General features: G+C 50.2%; 23 protein-coding genes and 1 pseudogene. 13 read left to right on the plus strand and 11 right to left on the minus strand.

Annotation, left to right across the window (positions count from 1 at the left end; all coding sequences use genetic code 11):
- The first annotated feature begins 9 nt into the window (after positions 1 to 9).
- The 3 genes from RAHAQ2_RS24110 to maa all read left to right on the plus strand — a co-directional run bounded on the left by RAHAQ2_RS24110 (position 10) and on the right by maa (position 3,543).
- Positions 10 to 1,443, plus strand: coding sequence for a glycoside hydrolase family 32 protein (locus RAHAQ2_RS24110; protein WP_014333827.1), 1,434 nt, complete (start codon positions 10 to 12; stop codon positions 1,441 to 1,443).
- A 122-nt stretch (positions 1,444 to 1,565) separates the two neighbouring features.
- Positions 1,566 to 2,918 (plus strand): carbohydrate porin, encoded by a 1,353-nt coding sequence (locus tag RAHAQ2_RS24115; protein ID WP_014333828.1) that lies wholly within the window; start codon positions 1,566 to 1,568, stop codon positions 2,916 to 2,918.
- 67 nt (positions 2,919 to 2,985) lie between these two features.
- Positions 2,986 to 3,543, plus strand: a complete 558-nt coding sequence (maa, locus tag RAHAQ2_RS24120) for a maltose O-acetyltransferase (protein WP_014333829.1) — start codon at positions 2,986 to 2,988, stop codon at positions 3,541 to 3,543.
- Between the two features lie 41 nt (positions 3,544 to 3,584).
- Here maa and RAHAQ2_RS24125 read toward each other — a convergent pair whose 3' ends face one another.
- Entirely contained in the window at positions 3,585 to 3,908 is a 324-nt protein-coding gene (locus RAHAQ2_RS24125) for a hypothetical protein (RefSeq protein WP_014333830.1), read from the minus strand.
- 314 nt (positions 3,909 to 4,222) lie between these two features.
- Between RAHAQ2_RS24125 and RAHAQ2_RS24130 the strand changes: the two genes are divergently transcribed.
- Complete coding sequence (locus RAHAQ2_RS24130; protein WP_014333831.1) at positions 4,223 to 5,110, plus strand: ATP-grasp fold amidoligase family protein; 888 nt, start codon at positions 4,223 to 4,225, stop codon at positions 5,108 to 5,110.
- A gap of 264 nt (positions 5,111 to 5,374) precedes the next feature.
- On the opposite strand, the gene RAHAQ2_RS24135 is transcribed toward RAHAQ2_RS24130, so the two are convergent.
- Complete coding sequence (locus RAHAQ2_RS24135) at positions 5,375 to 6,160, minus strand: MipA/OmpV family protein (protein WP_014333832.1); 786 nt, start codon at positions 6,158 to 6,160, stop codon at positions 5,375 to 5,377.
- A 319-nt stretch (positions 6,161 to 6,479) separates the two neighbouring features.
- On the opposite strand from RAHAQ2_RS24135, the gene RAHAQ2_RS24140 reads away from it, so the two are divergent.
- Together RAHAQ2_RS24140 and RAHAQ2_RS24145 are read left to right on the plus strand one after the other, a co-directional pair.
- A complete protein-coding gene (locus RAHAQ2_RS24140) occupies positions 6,480 to 7,622 on the plus strand; it encodes an efflux RND transporter periplasmic adaptor subunit (RefSeq protein WP_014333833.1) in 1,143 nt (380 codons plus the stop codon).
- A 59-nt stretch (positions 7,623 to 7,681) separates the two neighbouring features.
- Complete coding sequence (locus RAHAQ2_RS24145) at positions 7,682 to 10,693, plus strand: efflux RND transporter permease subunit (RefSeq protein WP_238532111.1); 3,012 nt, start codon at positions 7,682 to 7,684, stop codon at positions 10,691 to 10,693.
- A 180-nt stretch (positions 10,694 to 10,873) separates the two neighbouring features.
- Here RAHAQ2_RS24145 and RAHAQ2_RS24150 read toward each other — a convergent pair whose 3' ends face one another.
- Positions 10,874 to 11,041, minus strand: coding sequence for a con-10 family general stress protein (locus tag RAHAQ2_RS24150; protein ID WP_014333835.1), 168 nt, complete (start codon positions 11,039 to 11,041; stop codon positions 10,874 to 10,876).
- 343 nt (positions 11,042 to 11,384) lie between these two features.
- Between RAHAQ2_RS24150 and RAHAQ2_RS24155 the strand changes: the two genes are divergently transcribed.
- Together RAHAQ2_RS24155 and RAHAQ2_RS24160 are read left to right on the plus strand one after the other, a co-directional pair.
- Positions 11,385 to 11,873 carry a YciE/YciF ferroxidase family protein gene (locus tag RAHAQ2_RS24155; RefSeq protein ID WP_014333836.1) on the plus strand — a complete coding sequence of 163 codons (489 nt, stop codon included), beginning with the start codon at positions 11,385 to 11,387 and terminating at the stop codon, positions 11,871 to 11,873.
- Between the two features lie 62 nt (positions 11,874 to 11,935).
- Positions 11,936 to 12,451 carry a ferritin-like domain-containing protein gene (locus tag RAHAQ2_RS24160; protein ID WP_014333837.1) on the plus strand — a complete coding sequence of 172 codons (516 nt, stop codon included), beginning with the start codon at positions 11,936 to 11,938 and terminating at the stop codon, positions 12,449 to 12,451.
- A gap of 75 nt (positions 12,452 to 12,526) precedes the next feature.
- On the opposite strand, the gene RAHAQ2_RS24165 is transcribed toward RAHAQ2_RS24160, so the two are convergent.
- Together RAHAQ2_RS24165 and RAHAQ2_RS24170 are read right to left on the minus strand one after the other, a co-directional pair.
- Complete coding sequence (locus RAHAQ2_RS24165; RefSeq protein WP_014333838.1) at positions 12,527 to 13,036, minus strand: CinA family protein; 510 nt, start codon at positions 13,034 to 13,036, stop codon at positions 12,527 to 12,529.
- Positions 13,029 to 13,277, minus strand: a complete 249-nt coding sequence (locus RAHAQ2_RS24170) for a DUF1003 domain-containing protein (RefSeq protein WP_037041232.1) — start codon at positions 13,275 to 13,277, stop codon at positions 13,029 to 13,031. The genes RAHAQ2_RS24165 and RAHAQ2_RS24170 overlap by 8 nt, the downstream gene beginning before the upstream one ends.
- A gap of 303 nt (positions 13,278 to 13,580) precedes the next feature.
- On the opposite strand from RAHAQ2_RS24170, the gene RAHAQ2_RS24175 reads away from it, so the two are divergent.
- Together RAHAQ2_RS24175 and RAHAQ2_RS24180 are read left to right on the plus strand one after the other, a co-directional pair.
- On the plus strand, positions 13,581 to 13,844 hold the full coding sequence (locus RAHAQ2_RS24175; RefSeq protein WP_014333839.1) for a hypothetical protein: 264 nt from the start codon (positions 13,581 to 13,583) through the stop codon (positions 13,842 to 13,844).
- A gap of 16 nt (positions 13,845 to 13,860) precedes the next feature.
- Positions 13,861 to 15,489 carry an alpha-amylase family protein gene (locus RAHAQ2_RS24180; RefSeq protein ID WP_014333840.1) on the plus strand — a complete coding sequence of 543 codons (1,629 nt, stop codon included), beginning with the start codon at positions 13,861 to 13,863 and terminating at the stop codon, positions 15,487 to 15,489.
- Between the two features lie 22 nt (positions 15,490 to 15,511).
- Here the strand turns inward: RAHAQ2_RS24180 and RAHAQ2_RS24185 are convergent.
- The 4 genes and pseudogenes from RAHAQ2_RS24185 to RAHAQ2_RS24200 form a co-directional block, all read right to left on the minus strand.
- Positions 15,512 to 16,490: pseudogene (locus RAHAQ2_RS24185) on the minus strand (SDR family oxidoreductase).
- Positions 16,491 to 16,562: 72 nt separating this feature from the next.
- Entirely contained in the window at positions 16,563 to 17,468 is a 906-nt protein-coding gene (locus tag RAHAQ2_RS24190) for a manganese catalase family protein (protein ID WP_014333842.1), read from the minus strand.
- Positions 17,469 to 17,622: 154 nt separating this feature from the next.
- Entirely contained in the window at positions 17,623 to 17,994 is a 372-nt protein-coding gene (locus RAHAQ2_RS24195) for a type II toxin-antitoxin system death-on-curing family toxin (RefSeq protein ID WP_014333843.1), read from the minus strand.
- A complete protein-coding gene (locus tag RAHAQ2_RS24200) occupies positions 17,991 to 18,212 on the minus strand; it encodes a type II toxin-antitoxin system Phd/YefM family antitoxin (protein ID WP_014333844.1) in 222 nt (73 codons plus the stop codon). Before RAHAQ2_RS24200 ends, RAHAQ2_RS24195 begins: the two co-directional genes overlap by 4 nt.
- Positions 18,213 to 18,335: 123 nt before the next feature.
- On the opposite strand from RAHAQ2_RS24200, the gene RAHAQ2_RS24205 reads away from it, so the two are divergent.
- Positions 18,336 to 19,004, plus strand: coding sequence for a hypothetical protein (locus RAHAQ2_RS24205; RefSeq protein WP_014333845.1), 669 nt, complete (start codon positions 18,336 to 18,338; stop codon positions 19,002 to 19,004).
- Positions 19,005 to 19,251: 247 nt separating this feature from the next.
- Here RAHAQ2_RS24205 and RAHAQ2_RS24210 read toward each other — a convergent pair whose 3' ends face one another.
- A complete protein-coding gene (locus tag RAHAQ2_RS24210) occupies positions 19,252 to 20,652 on the minus strand; it encodes an APC family permease (RefSeq protein WP_014333846.1) in 1,401 nt (466 codons plus the stop codon).
- A 139-nt stretch (positions 20,653 to 20,791) separates the two neighbouring features.
- Complete coding sequence (locus tag RAHAQ2_RS24215; RefSeq protein ID WP_014333847.1) at positions 20,792 to 21,607, minus strand: AraC family transcriptional regulator; 816 nt, start codon at positions 21,605 to 21,607, stop codon at positions 20,792 to 20,794.
- Between the two features lie 178 nt (positions 21,608 to 21,785).
- Between RAHAQ2_RS24215 and RAHAQ2_RS24220 the strand changes: the two genes are divergently transcribed.
- Entirely contained in the window at positions 21,786 to 22,925 is a 1,140-nt protein-coding gene (locus tag RAHAQ2_RS24220) for an ornithine cyclodeaminase family protein (protein WP_014333848.1), read from the plus strand.
- A 53-nt stretch (positions 22,926 to 22,978) separates the two neighbouring features.
- On the plus strand, positions 22,979 to 23,401 hold the full coding sequence (locus RAHAQ2_RS24225; protein WP_014333849.1) for a RidA family protein: 423 nt from the start codon (positions 22,979 to 22,981) through the stop codon (positions 23,399 to 23,401).
- Positions 23,402 to 23,437: the final 36 nt, after the last annotated feature.

Here is a 23,437-nt window from a genome sequence, read left to right on the forward strand (position 1 = left end):
GAGAAAACGATGACCTATACAATTGCTAACGCTGAACAGGAACTTCAGGCTAAGCGCGAGATGCTAAACCTGCGCTGGTACCCGCGTTATCACCTTGCCGCAAGGGCTGGCTGGGTTAACGATCCTAATGGCCTGATCTGGTTTGATGGCTGGTATCATGCATTTTATCAGCATCATCCTTATTCTCCTCAGTGGGGGGCGATGCACTGGGGGCACGCGCGGAGTAAAGATTTGCTTCACTGGGAGCACTTACCCGTTGCCCTGGCCCCGGAAGGACCAGAAGACAAAGACGGGTGTTTTTCGGGTTCGGCGGTGGTGGATGGCGATACCCTGGCGCTGATTTACACCGGACATAAATTTCACGGCGACGCCGGTAATGATGAGAACCTTTATCAGGTGCAGTGTCTGGCAACCAGTCGCGATGGTGTTCACTTTAAACGTGAGGGGATCATTATCGATACCCCGGCGGACTTGCATCATTTCCGCGACCCTAAGGTCTGGCGCGAAGGGGATAGCTGGTACATGGTCGTCGGTGCGCGCGTTGGCGATACCGGGCAAATACGATTGTATCGTTCAGCCGATTTGCGTCAGTGGCAGGATGAAGGGATCCTGGATGAGGCGCAAGCCGGTATGGGCTTTATGTGGGAGTGCCCTGATTTCTTTACCCTCAATGGCAAACGCGTCCTGATGTTTTCTCCACAGGGTATAGCCGCGCAGGGTTTTGAGAACCGCAATCTGTTCCAGAGCGGTTATCTGGTGGGCGACTGGCAGCCCGGAGAGCCGTTTGTCCGCGCAGGGGAATTTGCCGAAATGGATCACGGACACGACTTTTATGCCCCGCAGAGTTTCCTGACGCCGGATGGCCGCCGCATCGTGATTGGCTGGCTGAATATGTGGGAGTCGCCGATGCCGGAGCAACAGGACGGCTGGTCCGGGATGTTGTCTCTTCCGCGTGAGCTGACTCTTACTGAGGACAATCGTCTGCAAATGCGCCCCGCAAAAGAGGTGGAAGCCCTGCGTCAGGCCTGGTTCCCGTGGCCTGTCAGTACCTTGAAAAACCAGCAGACATTAATGGCGGACAAAGGGGAAGCCATGGAGGTCGTGCTTCACTGGGATTGCGCAAACAGTGATGCGGAACAGTATGGTCTTAGCCTGGGGCAAGGTCTGCGTGTTTATGTTGATACGCAGATGCAGCGTCTGGTGCTTGAGCGCCGCTATCCGCAGTACGGATTATGTGGCACACGCAGTGTACCGTTGGTGCCCGGCGTTCCTCTGGTTTTACGTATGTTTATTGACAGCTCTTCGGTCGAGGTATTCGTTAATGACGGCGAGGCATGCCTCAGTAGCCGAATATACCCTGATGCCGATCGTCGCGAATTAAGCTTATTTGCCTGGCATGGAACAGCGACATTATCAGATGCCGGAGCCTGGCAGCTGGAATAAGCCCTATCCAGTATCGCAAATAACCCGTCTTTGATGATGGGCGGGTTATTACTGCGTTTATCTTCGGGCTGTATTTATACAAAAATGACACATTAATATAAATAATAAGAAGGTCTTTTCCGATGAATAAAATCTGGGTCGGATGTATTTTGACGTCTGTATGTACCTCGGTAGCCCATGCACAGGGTACGCTTTCCCTCGAACAACGGCTTGAACAAATGGAGCAGCGGCTGAAAGTCACGGAGCAGCGCGCGGCGGGTGCGGAGGCAGAAATCCGCGCCCTCAGGCAGGAAAAACAATTGCCCCCCGTGGTAAACAATACGCCCGCGGCTCCTGCGGCTCCCGCGCTTCAGCTCACCGGGAATGGTAATATTAAATTTTATGGAGATGTTGAATTTAATATGGATGGTGCCAGCCGCACGGGCAGCCTGACGTCGATAAAAACCAGCACAAATAAAAACTGGGCGCCGGGAAATAAAGAGCGCTGGGATATGAATGGCCGTATTCTCCTGGGGTTTGATGGTCTGCGAAATGGGGTTAATGGAAAATATGCCGGATTCAGCGTTCAGCCATTGGCTGATATAAAAGGAAAAATGAACCTCGATGATGCGGCATTTTTCTTTGGTCAGCAGGATGACTGGAAAATTAAAATAGGTCGCTTCGAGGCCTGGGATATGTTCCCGCTGAATCAGGATACGTTCATTGAATATTCCGGTAATACCGCTAACGATCTCTACAGTGACGGTTACGGTTATATCTATATGATGAAAGAGGGTCGCGGGCGCAGCAGCAGCGGTGGCAACTTCCTGCTCAGTAAGACACTCGATAACTGGTATTTTGAACTCAACACGCTTATAGAAGATGGCAGTTCGCTATTTGTCGACAATAACTATCATGGCAATGCGTTAGATAACCGTAAAAATGTGGTTTATGCCCGCCCGGTTATGGCCTGGCAATCCGGCGAGTGGTCAGTCGCCGCCGCGGTCGAAAGCAACCTGGTGAATAATGCCTATGGATATCAGAATACGCAGGGTGTTTGGGTTGACCAGTCGAACCGGACCGGTTACGGCATGACGATGAGCTGGAACACGCTTAAAACTGATGCAGAAAACGGTGCGGTCGTTAACCTGAGCACGGCTTATCTCGACGCTGCTGACGAAAAAGATTTCAGCGCAGGCATCAATGCCTTATGGCATCGCGTGGAAGTGGGTTACATCTACGCGCACAACAATATCGACAAGTTCAATATGGCCGGGGTGGCCGGTGACTGCGACAACGACTGTGCGATTCTGGCGCCGGGTAAGTATGATATTCATACCCTTCATACTTCATGGCACCTGCCTGATATCATGGATATGCCTAACTTCAATATTTACCTGGGGGCATATGCTTCCTGGCTTGAAACACCGTCGGTTAAAACGGGTAATACGGATGACCGTTATGGCGCACGCGTGCGTTTTAAATATCTTTTCTAAACACCGGTTACCGTAAAAACCTGGCGCAGGCCATTGGCGTGAGCGCATCAATAAAGGATATCGCAATATGACATTGAGTATAGAAAAACAAAAAATGATCGCCGGTGAGCTTTATGAGAGCGGTGATGCGCTGCTGATCAGTGAGCGCAGGCGCGCGCGCCAGCTTTTACATGGTTACAACCATTCATCGCCAGATGATGAAGAACTGCGCAAGCAGTGGCTTAGCGAGTTGTTAGGGAGCCATCAGGGTGCGTATATCGAGCCGACTTTCCGCTGTGATTATGGTTATAACATTCATGTGGGCAAAAATTTCTACGCCAATTTTGATTGTGTGATCCTTGACGTATGCGAGGTGCGTATTGGTGATAACTGTATGCTGGCACCTGGAGTGCACATCTATACCGCCACCCATCCGCTTGACGCTCAGATGCGCATAAGCGGGAAAGAGTTCGGCAAACCGGTGACCATTGGTAATAACGTGTGGATCGGGGGGCGTGCGGTGATCAACCCAGGTGTCACCCTGGGAGATAATGTGGTGGTGGCTTCCGGTGCGGTTGTGACAAAAGATGTGCCGTTTAATTGCGTCGTGGGGGGGAATCCGGCCCGTATCATTAAGCGGCTTTAGACACCGGTACCGCAGTCGTTGGAAAAGGGGGGATAAATAATTTAGCCGTTTTGGCGTGTTACACCACGGTCAAAATTTCCGCGATAGATCACGGCCTGCGGGTTGGGGTGCCAGTCAAGGGATGCATGCTTATTTCCCCGTAATTTCTGCCAGCCATCGATATAGGGCTGAGCGCCTTGTGTCACTTTGGTATGCATCCGTTCAAAATCCTTCCGGGTATGCAGAAGCCCCGGATGAATGAATGGCGGAACTGCTTCTGCCCGGGCGCTGGTGATGGGTGCAATAATCAATACCCCGGTTAACATCAGGCATGAAAAATAAGGGAGATGCCTGTCTCGTACTGTATAATTTTTATAAGGCGCCATTGTAAATCATTCCTTTATATTTTAATTAATGTATGGACTTGTATTTAATTATCCGATGAGATTTAGTGGTTGATTTTTATTTCTTTGCAAAGATATCTGTAGCGGGAAGAGGCGTCACTGATTTTATTGTAAATAAATATCATCAAAACAGGCTTTAATATAATTTTTTTCACCGATAAGTTAGGTGTCTAATATGTAGTATGCTTCATATGTTTTTGTGTTGTGTTAACGATACATTGTGTTTTCCTTGACGAAATATTGATGTTCCTGAGTGAGTATTTCATGGCATGTATATTCATCCGGGGAACAATCACATGAAACCTTATAAAATGGTCTTAAAGAAGTTAGAGTACAAACTGAAGCTAGTTCGTACTTTTTTTATCAGCGATTTACGTTATCGCAAACGAAAACACCTCGAGGAGTTTCGCCGGGTGCCTGATTTTGAAAACCCGCAAAGCCTGAATGAAAAGATAAATAACAGGATGATCTTTGAAAGAGACCCTTTCTTTACGATGCTGGCAGATAAAGTCGCCGTCCGCGAGTATGTGAAAACGAAGATTGGAGAGGATTATCTTGTCCCGCTTCTTGGGTGCTACGAAAGGGCTGAATTGATTGATTTATCAGAACTTCCTGAGCAATTTGTGTTGAAGTGTAGTCATGACAGTGGCAGCGCGATTATCTGCAAAAATAAACATCAGTTCGATGAGCGGGCGGCAAAGAAAAAGCTTAACGCCCACCTTAACAAGAATATGTATTATGTCACGCGTGAATGGCACTACAAAAACATAAAACCCTACATAATCTGCGAAAAATTTATCGATGTCTTCGGGGGTGAACCCTTACACCTTATTCCTGAAGTCTATCGTGTTCATTGTTTTTCAGGCAAAGCACACATTACCGAGGCTGATTTTACCGATGCCATGAATAATGAGTATGTCAATGTTTATGATCCGCACTGGAAACTTCTTCCGCTCACCATGGGGTATAATAATGCCCCGCATAAAATCACTGAACCCATTTTTTATCGCCATATGATAACCCTTGCTGAAAAGCTGGCAGAAGGTATTGCCTATTGCCGGGTGGATTTTATTGCCAATAAGCATCAGGTTTTTTTTAGTGAAATAACCCTCACGCCATGTAACGGGAGAATACAGATATCCCCCGTGCACTGGGACTATTTTCTGGGTGAATTGTGGGTGTAATCCTTACCCGGAGTAAACTACTCCTGTGTATGTTTTCAGCTTAAGAGGATATTCATAATATGGCGGCAATGACCGCCGAATCCGGGAGGGGATAACATCAAAAAGACGCAATAGTATGAAAAAATATAAAACAAAATAATCGAAACCAGCATTGTGATATCTCCTTTCATCTGAGCCGCCTTTATTATGCAGGAAAGTAAGTGATTTTGGGCGTATGAAAAGTCGCCGTTCAGGACGACTTTTCATAGGTTCATGTTCAGGCTGTCAGAAGGTATAAAGCACACCAAAATTGTAAGTCGTGCCGCCGCGCTTAACGACAATCGGGCTGTTACCGGCTTTGTCATCCAGCCAGGTGTAATCGGCACTGACAACGCCACCCCAGTGCGACGTGAACTGGTGACTCCAGGTCAGGCTGCTGTCCACGCCATAGAAACCCCCGGCGGACTGATAAGGCGCGAAGTCAGTGCGGTTGCTTTGTTCGCGGCTCACACCATAAAAGGTGTTCATATAGCGCTGGTCGCCAAAGAGCGCCGCCGACTGAAGTGCAACAGTGTCAGTGTCGTTTTGCAGCGGCAGCACCGTGACGGAAGTCTGATAATGCACACCTTGCCCGTCCGTCAGTGGCAGAGTGGCTTTGCCTTCAAAAGACAGCCACGGCGTGGCTGACCAGCCCACCGCGAGCGCGGTATTCATGGTTACATCGATATTCCCCATGCCTTTGAGCTTATTCGAGCCATCCCGCCAGGTGGAGTTTCTGTCTGTCCGCCCGAGGCTGTATCCCAGCGTATGCTCCAGATACAGGCCGTTATCCGCCTGCAGGTCATAACCCACACCTTTCAGCGAATCGAAGAAAAAGGCACCATCGCGTGCCTGAATGACCGGCGCGACCAGCCAGTGGCGCTGATCGGAACCGCTGTAGCGCGGCGCGCTTTGTGCGCCCATGCCGACGGTAAAGGTTGGCGCAGGCGGAGTGTTGTCGGCCATTGCCTGCAGCACTGTGGCGGACAGGCTGAAACAGGTCATCTGCAGCATTAATTTTCTGGATATCATTGTGATTCCTCATCACCCAAACGTTGGTTCGTAGCGGATTGCAGCCGCGTCTGAAACCCGAAGTATGAAGAGGCAGTGTCAATAAACTGTCGGGGAATTATGAAGAAACCGTCAAGACGCCCCCTGTGCAGACCTGGCGGACTCTGATTAGGGAAGATGATGCCGATGTGCTGCATTTAAGCGCTGCACATGCGCTGTCGCTGTGCCGGTCAGCAATCGTGCAAAAAAGTGCTCATCTTGATGGTTTCTTGATGAAATATTACGGGAATCTGGACAGTGATTGGATTGAATAGCGATATCTCAATTCAGGAAGACTGTCATGGCTGTTACCTTCACCGATTATGCGCGTCACGCCGTTCGCCATTTATCCGCCTCCGGTCGTATGCTTCCCTTTATTCCCGCCGCCTGTCTGATCATCGTTGCCATTGTGCTGACAGGTTGTGGTGAAAAAGCCCATAAACAAGCGCCCTCTGTCAGGCCGGTGCGTGCGATCATCGCACCGCCTCCTGTCGCTTTGGGCTCCCTGATTCAAACGGGTGAAATACGCCCCCATGAAGAGGTCACGCTCGGATTCCGGCTGGACGGGCGTATTCTGACGCGGCAGGCTGAGGTGGGGGACCGCGTGATCGCCGGTCAGGTTCTCGCTACGCAAGAAAGCGATACCAGCCGCAACCAGCTCAGCAGTGCGCAGGCCGACCTGAACAGCGCCCGCGCCGCAGAGCAGGTTGCGGCGCTCAATCTCAGGCGTATGCAGTTACTGATGCCTTCAGGGGCTATCGCACGCACGCAGCTCGATAGTGCGCAAGCTGACTGGCAGGCTGCCCGCGCGAAGCGTCAGAGCAGTGAAGATGCGCTCAAAAATGCGCAGGAAAACGTATCCTGGACAAAACTCACGGCTCCGGCTGACGGGGTGATCACCCAGGTCAGCGCGTCGGCAGGACAAGTGGTCAGTGCCGGACAGTCGGTGATCACCCTGGCCAGTGGCAGCATTCGCGATGCCGTATTTGATGTGGCCGATCCCCAGTCTGTCCCTCAGCAAGCTGACAGTCAGTTTAATGTATCGTTACTTTCGGCCCCTTCCGTGGTGGCGCAGGGGCATTTCCGCGACGTCAGCCCGCAGGCCGACCCGCAAACCCGTACCTGGCGCCTTCGCATCACCCTGGATAACCCGCCACCGGCCATGGCACTCGGTGCCAGTGTTCAACTCACACTTAATGCGTCAGGTCCGCGTCTGATTGCATTGCCTGCCTCTGCGCTGACCCGTACCGGGAATAAACCGGCTGTTTTTGTGGTTGATGAGAAAACGCTGACGCTGCATTTACGGCCGGTCGTTGTGGGACGTTACAGTACCTCTGAAATATTTATCTCCGCCGGTGTACAGCCTGGCGAAAGGGTGGTCATTGCCGGTGTGAGTAAACTCCGTGAAGGTGAAAAAGTCATGCCCGGGGAGGAGAGCGAATGAAACCGTCTTCCCCTGTCGGGGCCTTCAACCTTTCAGCCTGGGCGCTGAATCACTAGTCGCTGATCGCCTTTTTTATGCTGCTGTTAATGGCGGCGGGTGTCATCAGCTATGAGAAACTCCCCCGTAATGAAGATCCGGCATTTACTATTAAAACTGCCGTGGTGTCTGCGAGCTGGCCGGGGGCAAGCGTGGAGGATACGGTTAATCTGGTCACCGATACGCTGGAGAAAAAACTGCAGGAAACGCCTTATCTTGATTTTGTCCAAAGCGAAACACACGCCGGGCAATCGGTCATTTTCGTCAATCTTCGCGACGACACGCCGCCTTCAGAAGTCGCGGGTATCTGGTATCAGGTGCGTAAAAAGATGCAGGATATTGCGCCGTCACTGCCAGCGGGTGTGCAGGGCCCGGCGGTGAATGACGAATTTGATGACACATTTGGCACCATTTATGGCTTTACTGCAGAAGGTTTCACGCCGCGTGAGCTTCGTGACAGGGTCGATGATATCAGCCGCAGTCTGATGTCGTTGCCGGATATGGGGAAGATCAATCTGCTGGGTGTGCAGGAGGAGAATATTGTCCTCGCATTCTCACCGGCGCAGCTGGCGGGAATGGGACTGGATTTGCAACAAATCACCGATGCGCTGAAGGCGCAAAATGCGGTTGAACCTTCAGGCGTCTTGCGAAGCGATCGTGAAAACATTGCCTTGCGTGTGAGCGGCGCACTGACGTCAGAGCAAAGTTTACGCGCTGTGACGCTGCACATTGCCGGGCGCTACATTCCGCTGACGGATATCGCGACCATTAGCCGCCAGGATGCCGAGCCTGCGTCACCGGCATTCCGGGTCAACGGTCAGCCCGCGATCGGTCTCGCCATTTCCATGGCTTCTACAGGCAACATGCTTTCTTTTGGCAAGGCGCTTAATGACCGGATGGCCATGATTGCCGGACAGCTCCCGCACGGCATTGAAATGGTCAAAGTCGCGGATCAGTCGGCCGTGGTGTCGCAGGCCGTAAGCGGTTTTATCCGTGTATTAATTGAGGCAGTGGTCATTGTGCTGGCGGTGTCCTTCGTCTCCTTAGGCACCCGTGCCGGGCTGGTGGTGGCTGCGGCGATCCCCATCGTGCTGGCGATGACGTTTATCGGCATGATGCTTGCCGGCATCGGGTTACAACGTATTTCGCTGGGTGCGTTAATCATCGCCCTGGGTCTGCTGGTGGATGATGCCATGATAACCGTCGAGGCGATGGTCTCCCGCATTGAGGCCGGTGATTCTAAATGGCGGGCAGCAACTTACGCGTTCGAAACCACGGCTTTCCCGATGCTGACCGGCACGCTGGTGATGATAGCGGGCTTTATTCCGGTAGGTTTTGCCGCCTCAAGTGCGGGAGAGTATTGCTATTCTCTCTTCGCCGTGGTGCTGATTGCGCTTTTATGTTCCTGGGTAGTGGCCATCCTTTTTTCACCGCTGATCGGAACCTGGCTGTTACCTGAGAAACTGGCATCACACGCTGAAAAACAGGGCAGACTGATGCGTTTCTATCAGCGTCTGCTGAACCAGGTTTTGCAAAGACGCGTGGCGACTCTCAGTATTGCCTGCCTTTTGTTAGGGCTTGCCGCTTATGCGACCACGTTTATGCAGGGCGAGTTTTTCCCGGCGTCGGATCGTCCGGAACTGCTGGTCAGCCTCACGCTTCCCGGCAATGCTTCTCAAAGCGACACGGCGCGCCAGGCGGAGCGGCTGGAGCACGCCTTGAAAAACAATCCGAATATTGACCACTTTTCTACGTATGTGGGGTCAGGCGCGGTGCGTTTTTATCTGCCGATGGACGTGTTACTCAATGATGAGAACACGGCACAGCTGGTCATTGTCGCCAAAAGTCTGGAGGACAGGGATAAGTTACGTGCGCAATTGGAAACGGTTTTGGCCCGGGATTTCAGTGATATCACCACACGCGTTTCGCCGCTGGAGCTGGGTCCGCCGGTCGGCTGGCCGGTAAAATATCGTGTCAGCGGACCGGATTATGCAAAGGTCAGGCAGATAGCGCAGCAACTTGCCAGCGTTCTCGGAAACAGTCCCGAAACCCGTGAAGTTAACCTGACCGCCGGTGAACCCGAGCGGGTCATCACGTTACAGGTGAATCAGACTGCGGCACGGGCGGCGGGCGTTTCCTCCGAAAGTCTCGCCACGTTGCTTAACACAGTCTGGTCAGGCAGCGTTGTCACCACTGTCAGGGATAAAAACCGGCTGATTGATGTTGTTCTGCGGGGGAATAAGCGCGAACGTCAGGATTTGACCACACTGTCCGGGTTGATGATCACCACGGCAAACGGGCAGAAAATCCCTCTCAGCCAGGTGGCGACACCGGTCTGGGGAATCGATGATCCGGTTATCTGGCGTCGGCAACGCTTGCCGTTTATCACGGTACAGACGGATTTAGCCGCAGGTCTGCGGGCAGAGGCTGTTTCTCAGCAACTCTCTCCTCTGGTCTCACGTATCAGGGCAAGCTTACCGCCGGAGTATACGATAGAGGAGGGCGGTGTGGTGGCCGAGTCGGACAAAGGCAACAGCTCGGTGTTCGCGGTGCTGCCGGTCACGCTGTTTGTTATGCTGATTTTGCTGATGGTCCAGTTGCAGCGCTTCTCCCGCATGCTTCTCGCCTTGTTCATGGCACCATTCGGACTGATTGGCATTGTGCTGGCGATGTTGCCGACAGGGACGCCGATGGGGTTTGTTGCATTGCTCGGTATCATCGCATTGGCAGGCATGATTATCCGCAACGCGGTGATCCTGATCAGCGAAGTGGACAATAACGTCAGGGAGGGGCTTGACCGCGATGACGCCATCAAAGCGGCGGCACAACATCGTTCCCGGCCTATATTGCTCACCGCTTGCGCTGCCATACTGGGAATGATCCCGATTGCGGAGCAGGTTTTCTGGGGACCCATGGCCTATGCGATTATCGGCGGACTCATTGTTGCCACTTTTATCACACTGACGGTATTACCCGCTTCGCTGAGCATTATTATGCAGTTTGAAAAGAACAGCGATAATGCGAAGTTACACTAAGCCGATTAAACCGATGAACTTCAGTCAATAAACAGCAGAACTTAACGTTCAGCAGAGAATGCGCCCGGCGATTACTCCGGGTTGCATAAGCAGAAAATACGATATTAAACAAATTAAAAAGGCCTGCGGAATTCACCGCAGGCCCGGGTGGGACAAAATATAGCCCTACATGATTAAGTACTAATCATTATCATGGCTATGCTGTCCACCCTTTTTACCGGCTTCACTTGCACGTTCGCGGTCATTAGCGAAGTTACCCCCGCTTTTTTGCCCGCCTTTTTTACCGGCTTCTGATGCTTTTTCATGGTCTTCTGCGAAATTACCTGATCCACCACGATGTTCGGCCATAATATCCTCCTATCGGATTAGTACAGTTTTTTACAGTAAGAACACCCTTAATACCTTAATAAAAATAACAAACAACAATATATGATGTCTTACCTGAAGAGCATGTGCTCACGACTAATGATAATATAATTTCCGGGTCTGTCAAAAATTTCACCTGTATTTAATGCATCGCAGGCCAGACATGTTTAAATAATTCTTTCTAACTCCTGAAGTTATGATTTTGTTACAGGATAATGAAGTGGCTTGCTATATTTTTCATTTAAAAAAAATCCCAAATAATTATATTAATAAATAAAAGTACTAATATTAGTCATTCATATTGGACAAAAATGACGAGGCAAATATGGCTATAACAACATTGAAAGATCTCTTTATTCACGATTTATCTGACGTTTATAGTGCTGAGCGCCAGATTACCAAGGCGTTACCTAAAATGGCGCGGGCCGCGACCGATCCCAAACTGGCTGAAGCTTTTAAACTTCACCTCGAAGAAACACAGGGCCAAATTGAACGGCTTGATCAGGTTGTGGAGTCTAATGATGATCTGCGTATAAAACGTATGAAATGTCATGCCCTGGAAGGCCTTGTGGCTGAAGCGCAGGAGTTGATCGACTCGGTCGAGAAAGGTGAAGTCCTGGACGCCGGTTTGATTGGTGCAGCTCAGAAAGTGGAGCACTATGAAATTGCTACCTACGGCACTCTGGTCGCGATGGCCAAAAAATTAGGTTATACCGATGCGGCTAAATTACTGCATGAAACGTTGGAAGAAGAAAAAAGCACAGATGAAAAACTGACTGTACTGGCGGAGTCCGGTCAGGCCTCAAAAGGCTAGCGCCGGTTGAGTGGCAACCGTTCGGATAATTGTTTTATTCCTCTGTTTATAAGGAGTTTAATATGGCTACTTCAGAAGCGTATGAAAATTACATTGACTGGGTGAGGGATGCTCACGCCATGGAACAACAAGCCGAAACGATGTTAACAAAAATGGCGGATCGGCTAGAGCACTATCCGGTTCTTCAGCAAAGGATCAAACAGCATATTACCGAAACGCAGGGGCAGCAGCGACTTGTTGAAGGCGTTTTAAAAAGCCTTGATACCTCCCGCTCCGTGTTGAAAGATACAGCCGGTAAAATGTCGGCGATGGGGCAGGCCTTTGGCGGTATGTTTGCCAGCGACGAAGTCATCAAGGGCGGGATCAGCGGTTACGTCTTTGAACATTTTGAAATTGCCTCCTACAGTGCCCTGATTGCGGCGGCTGAACATGTTGGCGATCTCGAAGGTGCCCGCGTGTTCCGGGAAATTAAAATTCAGGAAGAAGAGATGGCTAAGTGGTTAGCGGAACATATGCCTGATCTCACCAAACAATTTTTATCCCGTGAAGAAGACCCGGACGCAGAAGCGAAACGCTGAAGCTGAAGATGACGTTGGTAACATCGAGCCCCGATTTCGGGGCTCGTTGCGTATCATCTGCTATTTATCGCCCGTTCACTTACTGAACTTGTCAGGCAATTCCTCCACCTGAGATGCCAGCCTTTCCAGAGCGAAAATTGAGGCCTGCAGGATCACCGCTTCACAATCCCCGTCGAAGTGTCTGACCTCTTGTTGTTGACTACCCGGCCCTAAATACCAGCCAAACCAGACGGTGCCTGCCGGTGTCCCGTCTTTTCCCCCTTCCGGCCCGGCGTAGCCACTGACAGATACGCCGGTGTCTGTACCCGCCACTTCGCAAGCGCCTTGCGCCATTTCTTTTACAGTCTCGGCGCTGACGGCGGTAAATTTTGTCAGGGTGTCGGCACTGACATGAAGAAGCTGATTCTTGGCCCGGTCATCATAGGTAATAAAGCCGCTTGCATAGGGTACGCCATCGTCTGAGGCGGCGCACAATGCCATACTGATCATGCCTGCCGTGCAGGATTCGGCGCTCGACAGGGTAAGGTTTCTCTTCTTCAGTGACTGAACGGCTCTTTTCGCCGCATTTAAGAGCGTCTCATCCATTGCGGTTCTCCTTTACATGATGAAGGCTTAAAGAGGGTCCTAACGGCTGTTGCCCGTCAATTTCCCTGCGAATGTGATCGTTTTTCTTCTGTCGCTTTTGATTCATCATAATTGTGGGGGCGGTATAAGTTGACTGGAAAGACAGAAAAAGATTAAGCAAAATAAAAAGGCAGGGATCAAAGGCTGATTTCTTAATAAAAAATTTATAACTCGTCAAATCAAAAATAATACCAGTTCGCATGACCGATTATTTGTATGGTTAATCTCTGTATGAATATATTTGTGTATGACACTTCCTTGTATCAGCTTTTTTAAAGCATGGCTCAGTATGTTATATTAATAATATAATGGACATAAAAATCGACTCCTTCGATAAGATTTATCTTATTTAATCCAACTCATTAAATAATATTAATGCATAACTTTAAGTATTTACTAACTTAAGATACAGAGGGGTCAAAATAGAGATTAACCCTATGAAATTTCCCTCGGAGTCTCTATTTTTTTAAATACATAACCTATAGGTCAGCGCGGGAGGCTGGAGATGAATTTTTTGGGCTGGATGACTGCGACTGGCATTCTTCTGCTTATTATGTCGATGCTGACGGGCTGGTTAAACAGAACGCCTGTACCTATGTTCGGTCTTTATTTAGTCGTCGGTATTGCCTGTGGCCAATGGGGACTGGGGCTGGTTAATCCCGATATTTTCTCGCATACCACCATGATCAGCCGGGCGACTGAAATTGCTATGGCGGCATCATTATTTACCGCTAAAGTTATTCAAAGAACGGTTCGGGATATCATTTAAAACAGAGAGTGAAGCGATGAACAGTGACTGGTATAAGAAGGCCATTATTTATCAGGTGGATACCGCTTATTTTTTTGATGCCAACAACGACGGAATTGGTGATATCAGCGGGATACTCAAACACCTTGATTACATTCGTGGCCTGGGGGCCAATGCACTTTGGCTGACACCTTTTTATCTGACCCCTTTCAGAGATGACGGATACGACGTAAAGGATCACCTCACGGTAGATCCGCGTTTTGGTGATATCGCCGATATGGTGATGCTGCTTGAACAGGCAGAAGAAATGGGACTGCGGGTGATCGTTGAATTAGTTTTACAGCACACATCAAGCGAACATCGATGGTTTCAGGAAGCCCGAAAAGATCGTCACTCGCCGTACCGGAATTATTATATCTGGGCAGATGAGCCTCCTGAAAATGACGATCCCCCGATGTTTCCCGGGGTAGAGAAGAGCGTCTGGAGCTGGGATGAGGAGGCGCAGCAGTATTATCGCCATATGTTTTATCACGATGAGCCGGATTTAAACCTGGCTTGTCCCGATCTGATAAATGAAATTGAACGGGTGATCATGTACTGGCTACGGCTGGGGGTTTCGGGGTTCAGGCTTGATGCCGCTTCACACATGATCAAACAAGCCGGAAAAGGGGATGTCAAAAAGGGTCTCAGCTTACTGAATCATTTACGTGATTTTATCGCAGTCCGCCATCCCGAAACTATTTTGTTGGGGGAAGTTGATGTTCCGCCACAACACTATAACGACTATTTTGGCAATAACGATCGCCTGCATATGCTACTGAGCTTTTCTATAAATAAGCATATGTTTCTATCCTTCGCCCATAAAGATGCCCGACCTTTGGTGAAGGCTTTGAAAGAGATCCCCGCGCCACCCTCAAGGGCGTGTCTGACTCACTGGTTACGTAATCATGATGAACTGGACCTTGGGGATTTAAGCCCGGCAGAGCGGCGTGATGTGATAAAAGAATTTGGTCCTGCAGAGAATATGCAAATTTATCAGCGGGGACTGAGGCGGCGGCTGGCTTCGATGTTTGAGAATGATATCGCGAGAATCGCTATGGCATATTCGGTGTTATTTTCATTACCGGGCACACCTGTTATTCGCTATGGTGATGAAATTGGTATGAGTGAAAATCTGTCGCTGAACGAACGCAATGCCATCAGAACGCCGATGCAGTGGGACACCACCCGGAATGCCGGCTTTTCTCAAGCTGACCGCGATAACTTGATCGCGCCAGTGAATGTCAGAGGACCCGGCCGTTATTGGCGGGTGAATGTCAGCAAATCACAAATTGAAGACCATTCACTGCTGCATCTGGTCAGCAAAATGACGCGCACGCGGCTGGGATGCAAAGAAATAGGGTCCGGAACTTACAGGATCATTGACCTGAAAATACCCTCCCTGTTTGCCATTCGTTATGACTACGACGGGGAGGCTTTGCTGATGATGACAAATTTAAGCGATAAAAAAGTGCAGGTTGAACTCAACGAGCCAGAAACTATGATGCTCACCGAGTTGCTGGCCGACAAAGAATATGCCAGGTCAGGCATGTTGAAAGCTTCGGCCCGGTTTCCGGTCAATGGTTATGGCTACCGCTGGTTTTCGGTCAAACACATAGACGGATAAATATCACGCGAGCACGGCTGAATTAATGTTTCCTGAATCTTTTCCGCCATAATATGGCACAGGTAATTGCGCTCAGCATTGTCAGTGCCACTTTCCCCGACCGGGCGGGATCGATGGCAATAACCTTATCCTTCGCTTCACTATTGAAATTTCCCTTGCTTCTGTGATGACCTTCAACGGGAATATAGAGATTATCTGCTGCATTTATCGGCTGAAGTTCAGCCTGCATTTGTCCATCCCATGCCTTTTTGGACATCAGCTTATCCAGCCATCCGGGGACGAAGATATTGCCAATAATGGACTGGACAGTGGATAGCCCGACCCATAATTCCCGTGGGGCTAAAAGAGAAGCTTTATACACGGCCTCTGCTATCGCTTCCGGTTGATAAACAGGTGCCACCGGGCGGGTGGCACGGGGCAGCTTATTACGCGACCATTCAAACTGCGGCGTATTGACGGCAGGAAGATGAACCATCGTCAGCCTGATATTTGACCTGGAATGAATAAGCTCTGAACGCAGTGCGTCAGTAAATCCCCGTATAGCGGCTTTCGCACCACAATAGGCAGATTGCAGGGGAACAGATCGATACGCCAGGGCTGAGCCAATTTGAATAATATGCCCGACGTTTTGAGATGACATAATTTTTAACGCCTCCCGCGTGCCATTAATGACACCGTGATATGTCACATCTGTGACACGTTGATATTCTGATGGGCTCATTTCAGCAAAAGGGGAGATGACCGTACACATGGCGGCGTTGATCCAGACATTCACAGGCCCCAGGGCGTTGACAATCTGAGTCGCAGCCTCTTCCATCTGACGCGTATCGGCAACATCTGCACTCATCCCGAACGCCTGCAGATTCTATTTCTTTGATTGTTGCTGTGAGACCTTTCTGGCTGCGGGCAATGACAGCCACGTCATAACCATGCTGCGCAAAGCATAATGCTGTGGCTCTCCCCACACCCGCAGTCCCTCCGGTAACCACAACTAAAGGCATAAATCCCCTCCTGCTATTTTATTTCTGACGTCGTTTATCAGCGCCTGCGGATCCAGGCGCTGATCATGAAGGTCAGGTTTTAGGCTTGATGATATCTGGCTTAGTGTTTTCAATCGGACCGGTGGAACCCAGCTCAGCGCCCGTGACCGGGTTTATCGACGGATCAGACGTGGTGCGTGCTTTCATGGCATCCAGTTGGGACTGCTGTGCTGCATCCAGACTGACCGAGGCTTCACCCGTTCCGCCATCAACGGCAGGTTGCGGCTGGTCAACGTACTCGAACGTCTTGTCAGAATTCCAGCTGCCGCGGACAGTGCCCCCTTCGGACATGTTGTAATAAACCTGAGAGAATTGTGGCAGCGGCGGTAATTTACCCGGCGGGAAATTATCCTGGATCGCATACAAGGCTTTTTCAAAGGACTGCTGATGCGCAACTTCACGCGTCATCAGAAAACTCAGCGCGTCTTTAATTCCCGGATCGTCTGTCACATTGATTAAGCGTTCATACACGATTTTTGCGCGGGCTTCGGCAGCAATATTTGAACGCAGATCAGCCGTAGGTTCGCCGATGGTGTCAATGTAAGCGGCACTCCATGGAACGCCTGCGGAGTTCACCAGTGCCGGGCCACCGCCATACAGCAGAGACGTAATATGGCTGTCATTCCCTCCGCCGGTGAGAGAGCGATAAAGCTCTGCTTCTTTTTCGGTTCCTTCAGCCAGTTCACCTTTTGCGCCTTTGTTCAGCATACCCACAATGGTACCGATAATTTCCAGATGGCTCAGCTCTTCGGTGGCTATATCGAGTAAAAGATCCTTCCTGCCCGCGTCGTCTTCTCCGATCCCCTGGGTGAAATAGCGGCACGCTGCCGCCAGCTCTCCCTGCGGACCGCCAAATTGCTCGAGTAAAAGATTGGCCAGACCAGGATTCGGCCCGGCAACACGAACCGTATATTGCAGCTGTTTGATATGCTTAAACATAAAGTTTCCTCATTCAAATCGATGAAATATGGGTTGAGCTCACTAAGCCTAGAAAAAGAAAAGGGGATTAACCATAAACAAGGAAAGGAGATGAGCGTCAGATAACACGTTTAGGATTTTTCTGCATAGAGCAGTTAAAGAGGAGAATTGATTTTCAGATCGACTGTTTCAGGGTTTCAGCAATGTGCCACACATCCAGACTCCCCTGCGCTGCAGCGACAGTCAGTTCTTCATGGTCTGGAGAAAACCGAAGAGAGATCCCATTACGGCGCAGGAACAAAACTGTTGATGCAAATGCCGTTCTTTTATTTGCGTCATTGAAACAATGTCCCCGCGCTATGGCCAGCAGGTATGCAGCAGCCAGAACGTATATATCATTCTCGCCTTCATAAATATGGCGGTTCAAAATTCGGGTTGCCATACTGTCTATCCGGCCAGGATCGGCATACCCTGCAAGACCTCCGTAGGCGGCAATCATACGTTCGTGAATACTGATGATGTCTTTACTGGAAAGAAAATAAATCATCGGTTTTTAAGTGCTTCAAGCGTTTGGCCATGTTCAGTAAACAACCAATCAAAATCCGATTCCGCCTGTATTTTTTGCATTTTTTCATACTGCTCAGCATCAATGATAATGACAGGTTTTGCCGACCGGCGTGTGATCATGATAGGTTCACCGCCGGTCACGCCATCAAGGACGGCTGCCAGCTCATTTCGGGCCGTTGTAAAATTTATCGCTTGCATCGTTATCACCTCAATGAAATGTACAACCCGGTTGTACAACTCAATGTACGCTTAAAAATGGTATTTTTCAACGCCGCACTCATGACTATTCACACGTATGATTATGAATAAGTAAGGACCACTATGTTCAGTAAAGCACAGCGGGTTGCCTTTCCTGCCCTGGTTATCGCGGTATTTTTGCTTACCGGCTGTCCTCCCGCAGCTGAATTCACTCAATGGGAACGTCCTTCTACGACGGAAGAGGGGGTAAAAGCCGCGATGACACAATGTGGTGATCCGGTCGGCTATACACTGAATAACTTGCCCAGAAATGAACAGGCACTGCAATTCCTTTGTATGCAGCGTTTGGGTTTTACACGTAAGGACGGGTTTGATTTTTGTGAGGTGATGGGAAAACTTCCCGCCTGCGTTGAAAAAAAACAGGGACATCCGCTCAGTCAGTCCCAGCTCGAAGCGCTGCCGTTTGAAGCTGATGAAGGATTCTATCCGATTAAACCGGATTCCAGCCGGTATGAGGATATGCAAGTCACCTGGCGTAAGGTGGGCGCGCCAGGGGGAGGATTGTCGACGCAAGTTGCCAATGATCGGGAGGCGCTGCCGGTGATGTACGCCTGCGGTTATCCAAAACCGCTCGGGTCGAATCTGGCGGTCGCCAGCATTGGACGCACAGCAAAAGCCCAACGCTGCATGATTGATCATGGCTTTGAACCGAAGAACAAAATGATGCTGGTCTGCCGGCCTTACCCGCAGGTGACGGGATGTGAAAGGGCAGTGAAATCCTCCCCGCTTTAAAGGGTGTGCCCGCACGCGTGAGCGGCTTCACATTATGGGGGGACGAGAGATCCAGATCACAGTATTCGGCGGAAGGGAGGTCAGGGGGGGCCTGTTTATTTTCCCGGGAAATAGACGTCGCTGACGTAACGGGAAGCGCTACGGGTAGAAGTAAAAACGAGGGCAGCGTTATAAAAGAGAAACGAACAATAACGCTGACCGTGAGTATGCCTGATATTTTACAAGCCGGGTGCAATGAAGAGATAAATCATTTTGACTTCACTGCATGCATCTTACGCCTCGCCGATAACAGGTAACCAGCACCGGCACAAACAACAAGAAACCAGGGAATAAATTCCACCAGCTTTGCATCACCGCCACCAGTGAGTAGCTGCAGATTGTTGATCGCCATGATAATGGTAACCGACATGGTAATGAGTGCGCCCATTGGTGCCCATAGCACTTGCCACGCGCTGTGGTTGTGTTTGCCAACACGCCGGAAAAACCGGATAACGGCAGCAGAGACCCCTACCTGAAGTATCAGGATCGACAAGGTCGCAATCGCGGAGCCGAAGGCGAAAATCTGGACTAACGGATCCATATTGGTGCCGCCCATTCCCATCAGCAGCAATAGTAGAATCACACTATGGGCATGGCTGGCCTTGTGCGGCGTTCCGTTGGCCGGGTGAGTTTGGCACAGTTCTTTCCAGATCAGGCCATCACGGCTGATGCTGAAGATATAACGCGAAATATTGTTATGAAATGCCAGTGCAGCAGCAAACAGACTGGTGATCAGCAGCACGGACATGGTTTCAACGGCCCACTGACCGACATATTCGCGGGTAATATCAAAAATGAAGTTTCCAGGGTCTTTACGGGCAATCTCCACAATCTGATCAAAACTATAGGCTTGCACCAGCGACCAACTGGTAAAGCCAAAGAAAACGGTAATCATCAGCAGTGCGCAGAGGGTGGCGCGCGGCACGGTTTTATGCGGATCACGACACTCTTCGGCATAAATCGCCGTTGACTCAAAGCCGATAAATGAAGCGATACAAAAAATAAACGCAATACCGAGATTGCCGTGACTAAACACGGCCGGATCAAATGAACTGAAGTTCAGTGGCCCCGGCTTTTTTATCAGCAAACTGACGTCCGTCAACAGCACAATTGCCACCTCCGCGATCATCAGCACTCCCAACAGTTTCCCCCCGACTTCTACCCGTTTAATACCGAAAATCCAGGCAATAATGGTAAACAGCATACTGAGTGCCCACCAGGGAATATGTAGCGCAAGATGCTGTGCAAGGAACTCCTGGCTAAAGAAGCCGAGCATGGAAATTATGGCTATCTGAATAGAGAGATAGGCAATCAAGGCCAGTACTGACGCAGAGGCACCCCAGTTTTCTCCCAGGCCTTTTGATATATAGGTATAGAAAGCTCCGGCGTCATTTACATAGCGGCTCATCGCTATGTAGCCCACAGAAAAGAGCATCAGAATAATGCAGGCCATAATATAGACGGCCGGAACACCGCCGCCATTCCCCGTAAAAATTGCCACAGGCAACCCACCAATGACCCCAGTCAGGGGGGAGGCAGCGGCAACGACAAAGAAGACCAGAGAAAATAAACCCAGGGAGTTTTTTCTTAACCCATTAATGTTACTCATCGCCAGCGCCCTATTTGTAAGTGGATATAGGACAGCATCATTTCCCAGCGGCGCCAGCGTGGGATAGAACAAATCGGACAGTCATATAGTGCAACATATGCACTTTTTTAGTGCCACCTTCTGTTAACTTGAAAATAACCTAATGGTAACTAATGCGCTCGGCATGGGCAGCAAGAAGCATACGGCGCTGGAAATCAAGCGGGGTGGTACTGATCAGTTTTTTGAATTCACGCAGGAAATGTGACTGATCACTGAAACCCAAATTCAGTGCCAGTTCGGAAAACGAGACGCTGGCACCCTGATGTAAGCTGTTCAGGGCAGACTGGCAGCGCATGATGCGGCCAAATGCCTTCGGTGACATACCGGTATCCTGGCGAAACTGTCTCTGGATGGTACGACAGGTATAGCCAGTTAATGCCTCCAGTTGCCCGACACGGAAATTGCCTTTCTGTTGCAGGATTGTGCGAATAATTGAAGCAGTCACCGTTGACGTTTTGCGTGCCAGTCTCGGCGTAAAATAGTTATTAAACAAGGTGATTTGCTGTGCAAATAGCTCAGTGCGCAGGATTTGCTCGCAGGCCGGACGTGCGTCCGGAACCACGTCCAGAAAATTAAACTCGCGGTCGGTCAGATCTTCTGCCATGACATCGAGAAAATCCGGAATGACACCAGGGGCAAAGCGCACACCGAAATAGCGGTGGTTTGGGATTAACTTTGCGCTGCGTGCTTCAAGGGTGGTTCCGCATACCCGCGCCATGGGATGAATGGTATCGCAGTCAAAGACAATATCTACGCAACCATCCGGTACCGCGAGGGTCAGAGGGGCAGACGGAGATACCTCGAAACTGTAAAAATGGGAAATGGCCGAATTCTCAGCGTTCATCAGCGAATATTGTCTCGCTGCACTGAGCACAAACCACGGCTGTTCCGGATTGATAATGTTTGTACAGGACATAAGCCCCCCGCCATAACAAAGAACACTCCCTGTCTTTGCAATTCGGATGCCATATCCGGCGATCTCTTTTTCACGATGTCGCAAATATTCAATACAACCGTTTTCTCATCCCGTAATTTTCATCGTGTCGCGAAATGATTAACAAAAATGTAACCCACCCATTGACGGAGTAACTGGCATGTCTGACGCCGCTAAAATTGATTTTATCTATCTTTCCGAGCAGGACATGATCCGTGCTGGTGTAACTGATATGACTGCCTGTGTTGACACGATGGAAAAGATGTTTGCTCTGCTATACCAGGGAGATTACCGCATGGCCGGAGCGAACAACGATTCACATGGGGCAATGGTGACTTTTCCGAACGACTCGCCGTTTCCCAATATGCCTAAACCGACAGCTGATCGTCGCTTTATGGCGATGCCCGCCTACCTCGGCGGCGATTTCTGCACTGCAGGTATGAAATGGTATGGCTCTAATATCGCCAACCGGCAGAAGGGGTTACCACGATCCATTCTGATGTTTACGCTAAACGATGCGGATACTGGGGCGCCCCTGGCGTATATGTCGGCAAATTTGTTGTCAGCCTACCGCACGGGGGCTGTACCCGGCGTCGGTGCCCGCCATTTAGCACGTCGCGATGCACAGGTGATCGGGTTGCTGGGGCCCGGCGTTATGGGGAAAACTACTGTGGCGGCGTTTATGGCTGTCTGCCCGCAGATAAACACCATCAAGGTGAAAGGCCGTGGTCAGAAGAATCTCGACAGCTTTATCGTTTGGGCCAGAAATACCTTTCCTCAGATCACCAACATCCAGGCCGTCGATAGCCTTGAACAGGTGGTGCGTGATTCGGATATCGTCACCTATTGCAGCTCAGGGGAAGTCGGCGATCCGGCAACTTATCCGTTGGTAAAACGCGAATGGGTCAAGCCTGGTGCTTTTCTCGCCATGCCAGCGCTGTGTAATCTTGACGAAGGCATGGAGCAACCCGATGTGCGTAAAGTGCTCGACAATACCGGGCTTTATCACGCCTGGTATGAAGAGGTCCCGAAACCTGCCCATCACACCATCCCCGTAATAGGCGTGCGGTTTATGGACATGCTGGCGGCCGGGAAATTGTCCGCTGACCAGTTGGAAGACATCGGCAAGATTGTTGCTGGCGATGCGCCGGGTCGCCAAAGCGATGACGAAATCATCATCATGTCAGTCGGCGGTATGCCGGTTGAGGATGTGGCCTGGGGGACCGTTGTCTATCGCAATGCGCTTGAAAAAGGGATCGGCCTCAAACTCAACCTGTGGGATGCGCCTGTACTCTTCTGAGTGCCGGACAAGTCACGCCTTCACCTCCAATAATCTGATCTTACAGGTACAAAATGACCCAAATTACTAAAGTAAAAACCGGCTCAAAATTTGAAGAACGGGGGAGTTATTCCCGCATTGTTGCTGTCGATAACTGGATTTTTGTCTCCAATACGGCCGGCCGGGATCCGCGTAGCAACGAAATTCCTGACGACGTGACTGAACAGACACTCCAGGTTTTTGCAAATATTGAGATGGCTCTGGCAGCGGTCGATGCCACGCTTTCCGATGTGGTTTTTTCCCGGGTATATATTCAGGATCCGAAGGATGTCGCAAGCGTGATGGAGATTATTGGTGCGAAGTTTCGTGGCATCAATCCGGCGACCACGGTCACCTGTCCGCCGTTGGGATCGACCGTTTATAAGGTTGAGTTAGAAGTCACTGCCTGGCGCGGGGCTGGAAAAGCGGAAGTGGAAGAAATCACCGTCGGGTCTTAGTGCCGGGTTCTTTTACTGAATTTTTGCATATTAAAC

The sequence above is a fragment of the Rahnella aquatilis CIP 78.65 = ATCC 33071 genome (genome assembly GCF_000241955.1).
Taxonomy (GTDB): Bacteria; Pseudomonadota; Gammaproteobacteria; order Enterobacterales; family Enterobacteriaceae; genus Rahnella; species Rahnella aquatilis.

What these genes read in the sequence shown, in the direction of transcription:
- RAHAQ2_RS24110 (WP_014333827.1), top strand. Translation starts at nt 10, where the DNA reads ATGACCTATACAATTGCTAACGCTGAACAGGAACTTCAGGCTAAGCGC.
- RAHAQ2_RS24115 (WP_014333828.1), top strand. Translation starts at nt 1,566, where the DNA reads ATGAATAAAATCTGGGTCGGATGTATTTTGACGTCTGTATGTACCTCG.
- maa (WP_014333829.1), top strand. Translation starts at nt 2,986, where the DNA reads ATGACATTGAGTATAGAAAAACAAAAAATGATCGCCGGTGAGCTTTAT.
- RAHAQ2_RS24125 (WP_014333830.1), bottom strand. Translation starts at nt 3,908, where the DNA reads ATGGCGCCTTATAAAAATTATACAGTACGAGACAGGCATCTCCCTTAT.
- RAHAQ2_RS24130 (WP_014333831.1), top strand. Translation starts at nt 4,223, where the DNA reads ATGAAACCTTATAAAATGGTCTTAAAGAAGTTAGAGTACAAACTGAAG.
- RAHAQ2_RS24135 (WP_014333832.1), bottom strand. Translation starts at nt 6,160, where the DNA reads ATGATATCCAGAAAATTAATGCTGCAGATGACCTGTTTCAGCCTGTCC.
- RAHAQ2_RS24140 (WP_014333833.1), top strand. Translation starts at nt 6,480, where the DNA reads ATGGCTGTTACCTTCACCGATTATGCGCGTCACGCCGTTCGCCATTTA.
- RAHAQ2_RS24150 (WP_014333835.1), bottom strand. Translation starts at nt 11,041, where the DNA reads ATGGCCGAACATCGTGGTGGATCAGGTAATTTCGCAGAAGACCATGAA.
- RAHAQ2_RS24155 (WP_014333836.1), top strand. Translation starts at nt 11,385, where the DNA reads ATGGCTATAACAACATTGAAAGATCTCTTTATTCACGATTTATCTGAC.
- RAHAQ2_RS24160 (WP_014333837.1), top strand. Translation starts at nt 11,936, where the DNA reads ATGGCTACTTCAGAAGCGTATGAAAATTACATTGACTGGGTGAGGGAT.
- RAHAQ2_RS24165 (WP_014333838.1), bottom strand. Translation starts at nt 13,036, where the DNA reads ATGGATGAGACGCTCTTAAATGCGGCGAAAAGAGCCGTTCAGTCACTG.
- RAHAQ2_RS24170 (WP_037041232.1), bottom strand. Translation starts at nt 13,277, where the DNA reads ATGCGAACTGGTATTATTTTTGATTTGACGAGTTATAAATTTTTTATT.
- RAHAQ2_RS24175 (WP_014333839.1), top strand. Translation starts at nt 13,581, where the DNA reads ATGAATTTTTTGGGCTGGATGACTGCGACTGGCATTCTTCTGCTTATT.
- RAHAQ2_RS24180 (WP_014333840.1), top strand. Translation starts at nt 13,861, where the DNA reads ATGAACAGTGACTGGTATAAGAAGGCCATTATTTATCAGGTGGATACC.
- RAHAQ2_RS24190 (WP_014333842.1), bottom strand. Translation starts at nt 17,468, where the DNA reads ATGTTTAAGCATATCAAACAGCTGCAATATACGGTTCGTGTTGCCGGG.
- RAHAQ2_RS24195 (WP_014333843.1), bottom strand. Translation starts at nt 17,994, where the DNA reads ATGATTTATTTTCTTTCCAGTAAAGACATCATCAGTATTCACGAACGT.
- RAHAQ2_RS24200 (WP_014333844.1), bottom strand. Translation starts at nt 18,212, where the DNA reads ATGCAAGCGATAAATTTTACAACGGCCCGAAATGAGCTGGCAGCCGTC.
- RAHAQ2_RS24205 (WP_014333845.1), top strand. Translation starts at nt 18,336, where the DNA reads ATGTTCAGTAAAGCACAGCGGGTTGCCTTTCCTGCCCTGGTTATCGCG.
- RAHAQ2_RS24210 (WP_014333846.1), bottom strand. Translation starts at nt 20,652, where the DNA reads ATGAGTAACATTAATGGGTTAAGAAAAAACTCCCTGGGTTTATTTTCT.
- RAHAQ2_RS24215 (WP_014333847.1), bottom strand. Translation starts at nt 21,607, where the DNA reads ATGTCCTGTACAAACATTATCAATCCGGAACAGCCGTGGTTTGTGCTC.
- RAHAQ2_RS24220 (WP_014333848.1), top strand. Translation starts at nt 21,786, where the DNA reads ATGTCTGACGCCGCTAAAATTGATTTTATCTATCTTTCCGAGCAGGAC.
- RAHAQ2_RS24225 (WP_014333849.1), top strand. Translation starts at nt 22,979, where the DNA reads ATGACCCAAATTACTAAAGTAAAAACCGGCTCAAAATTTGAAGAACGG.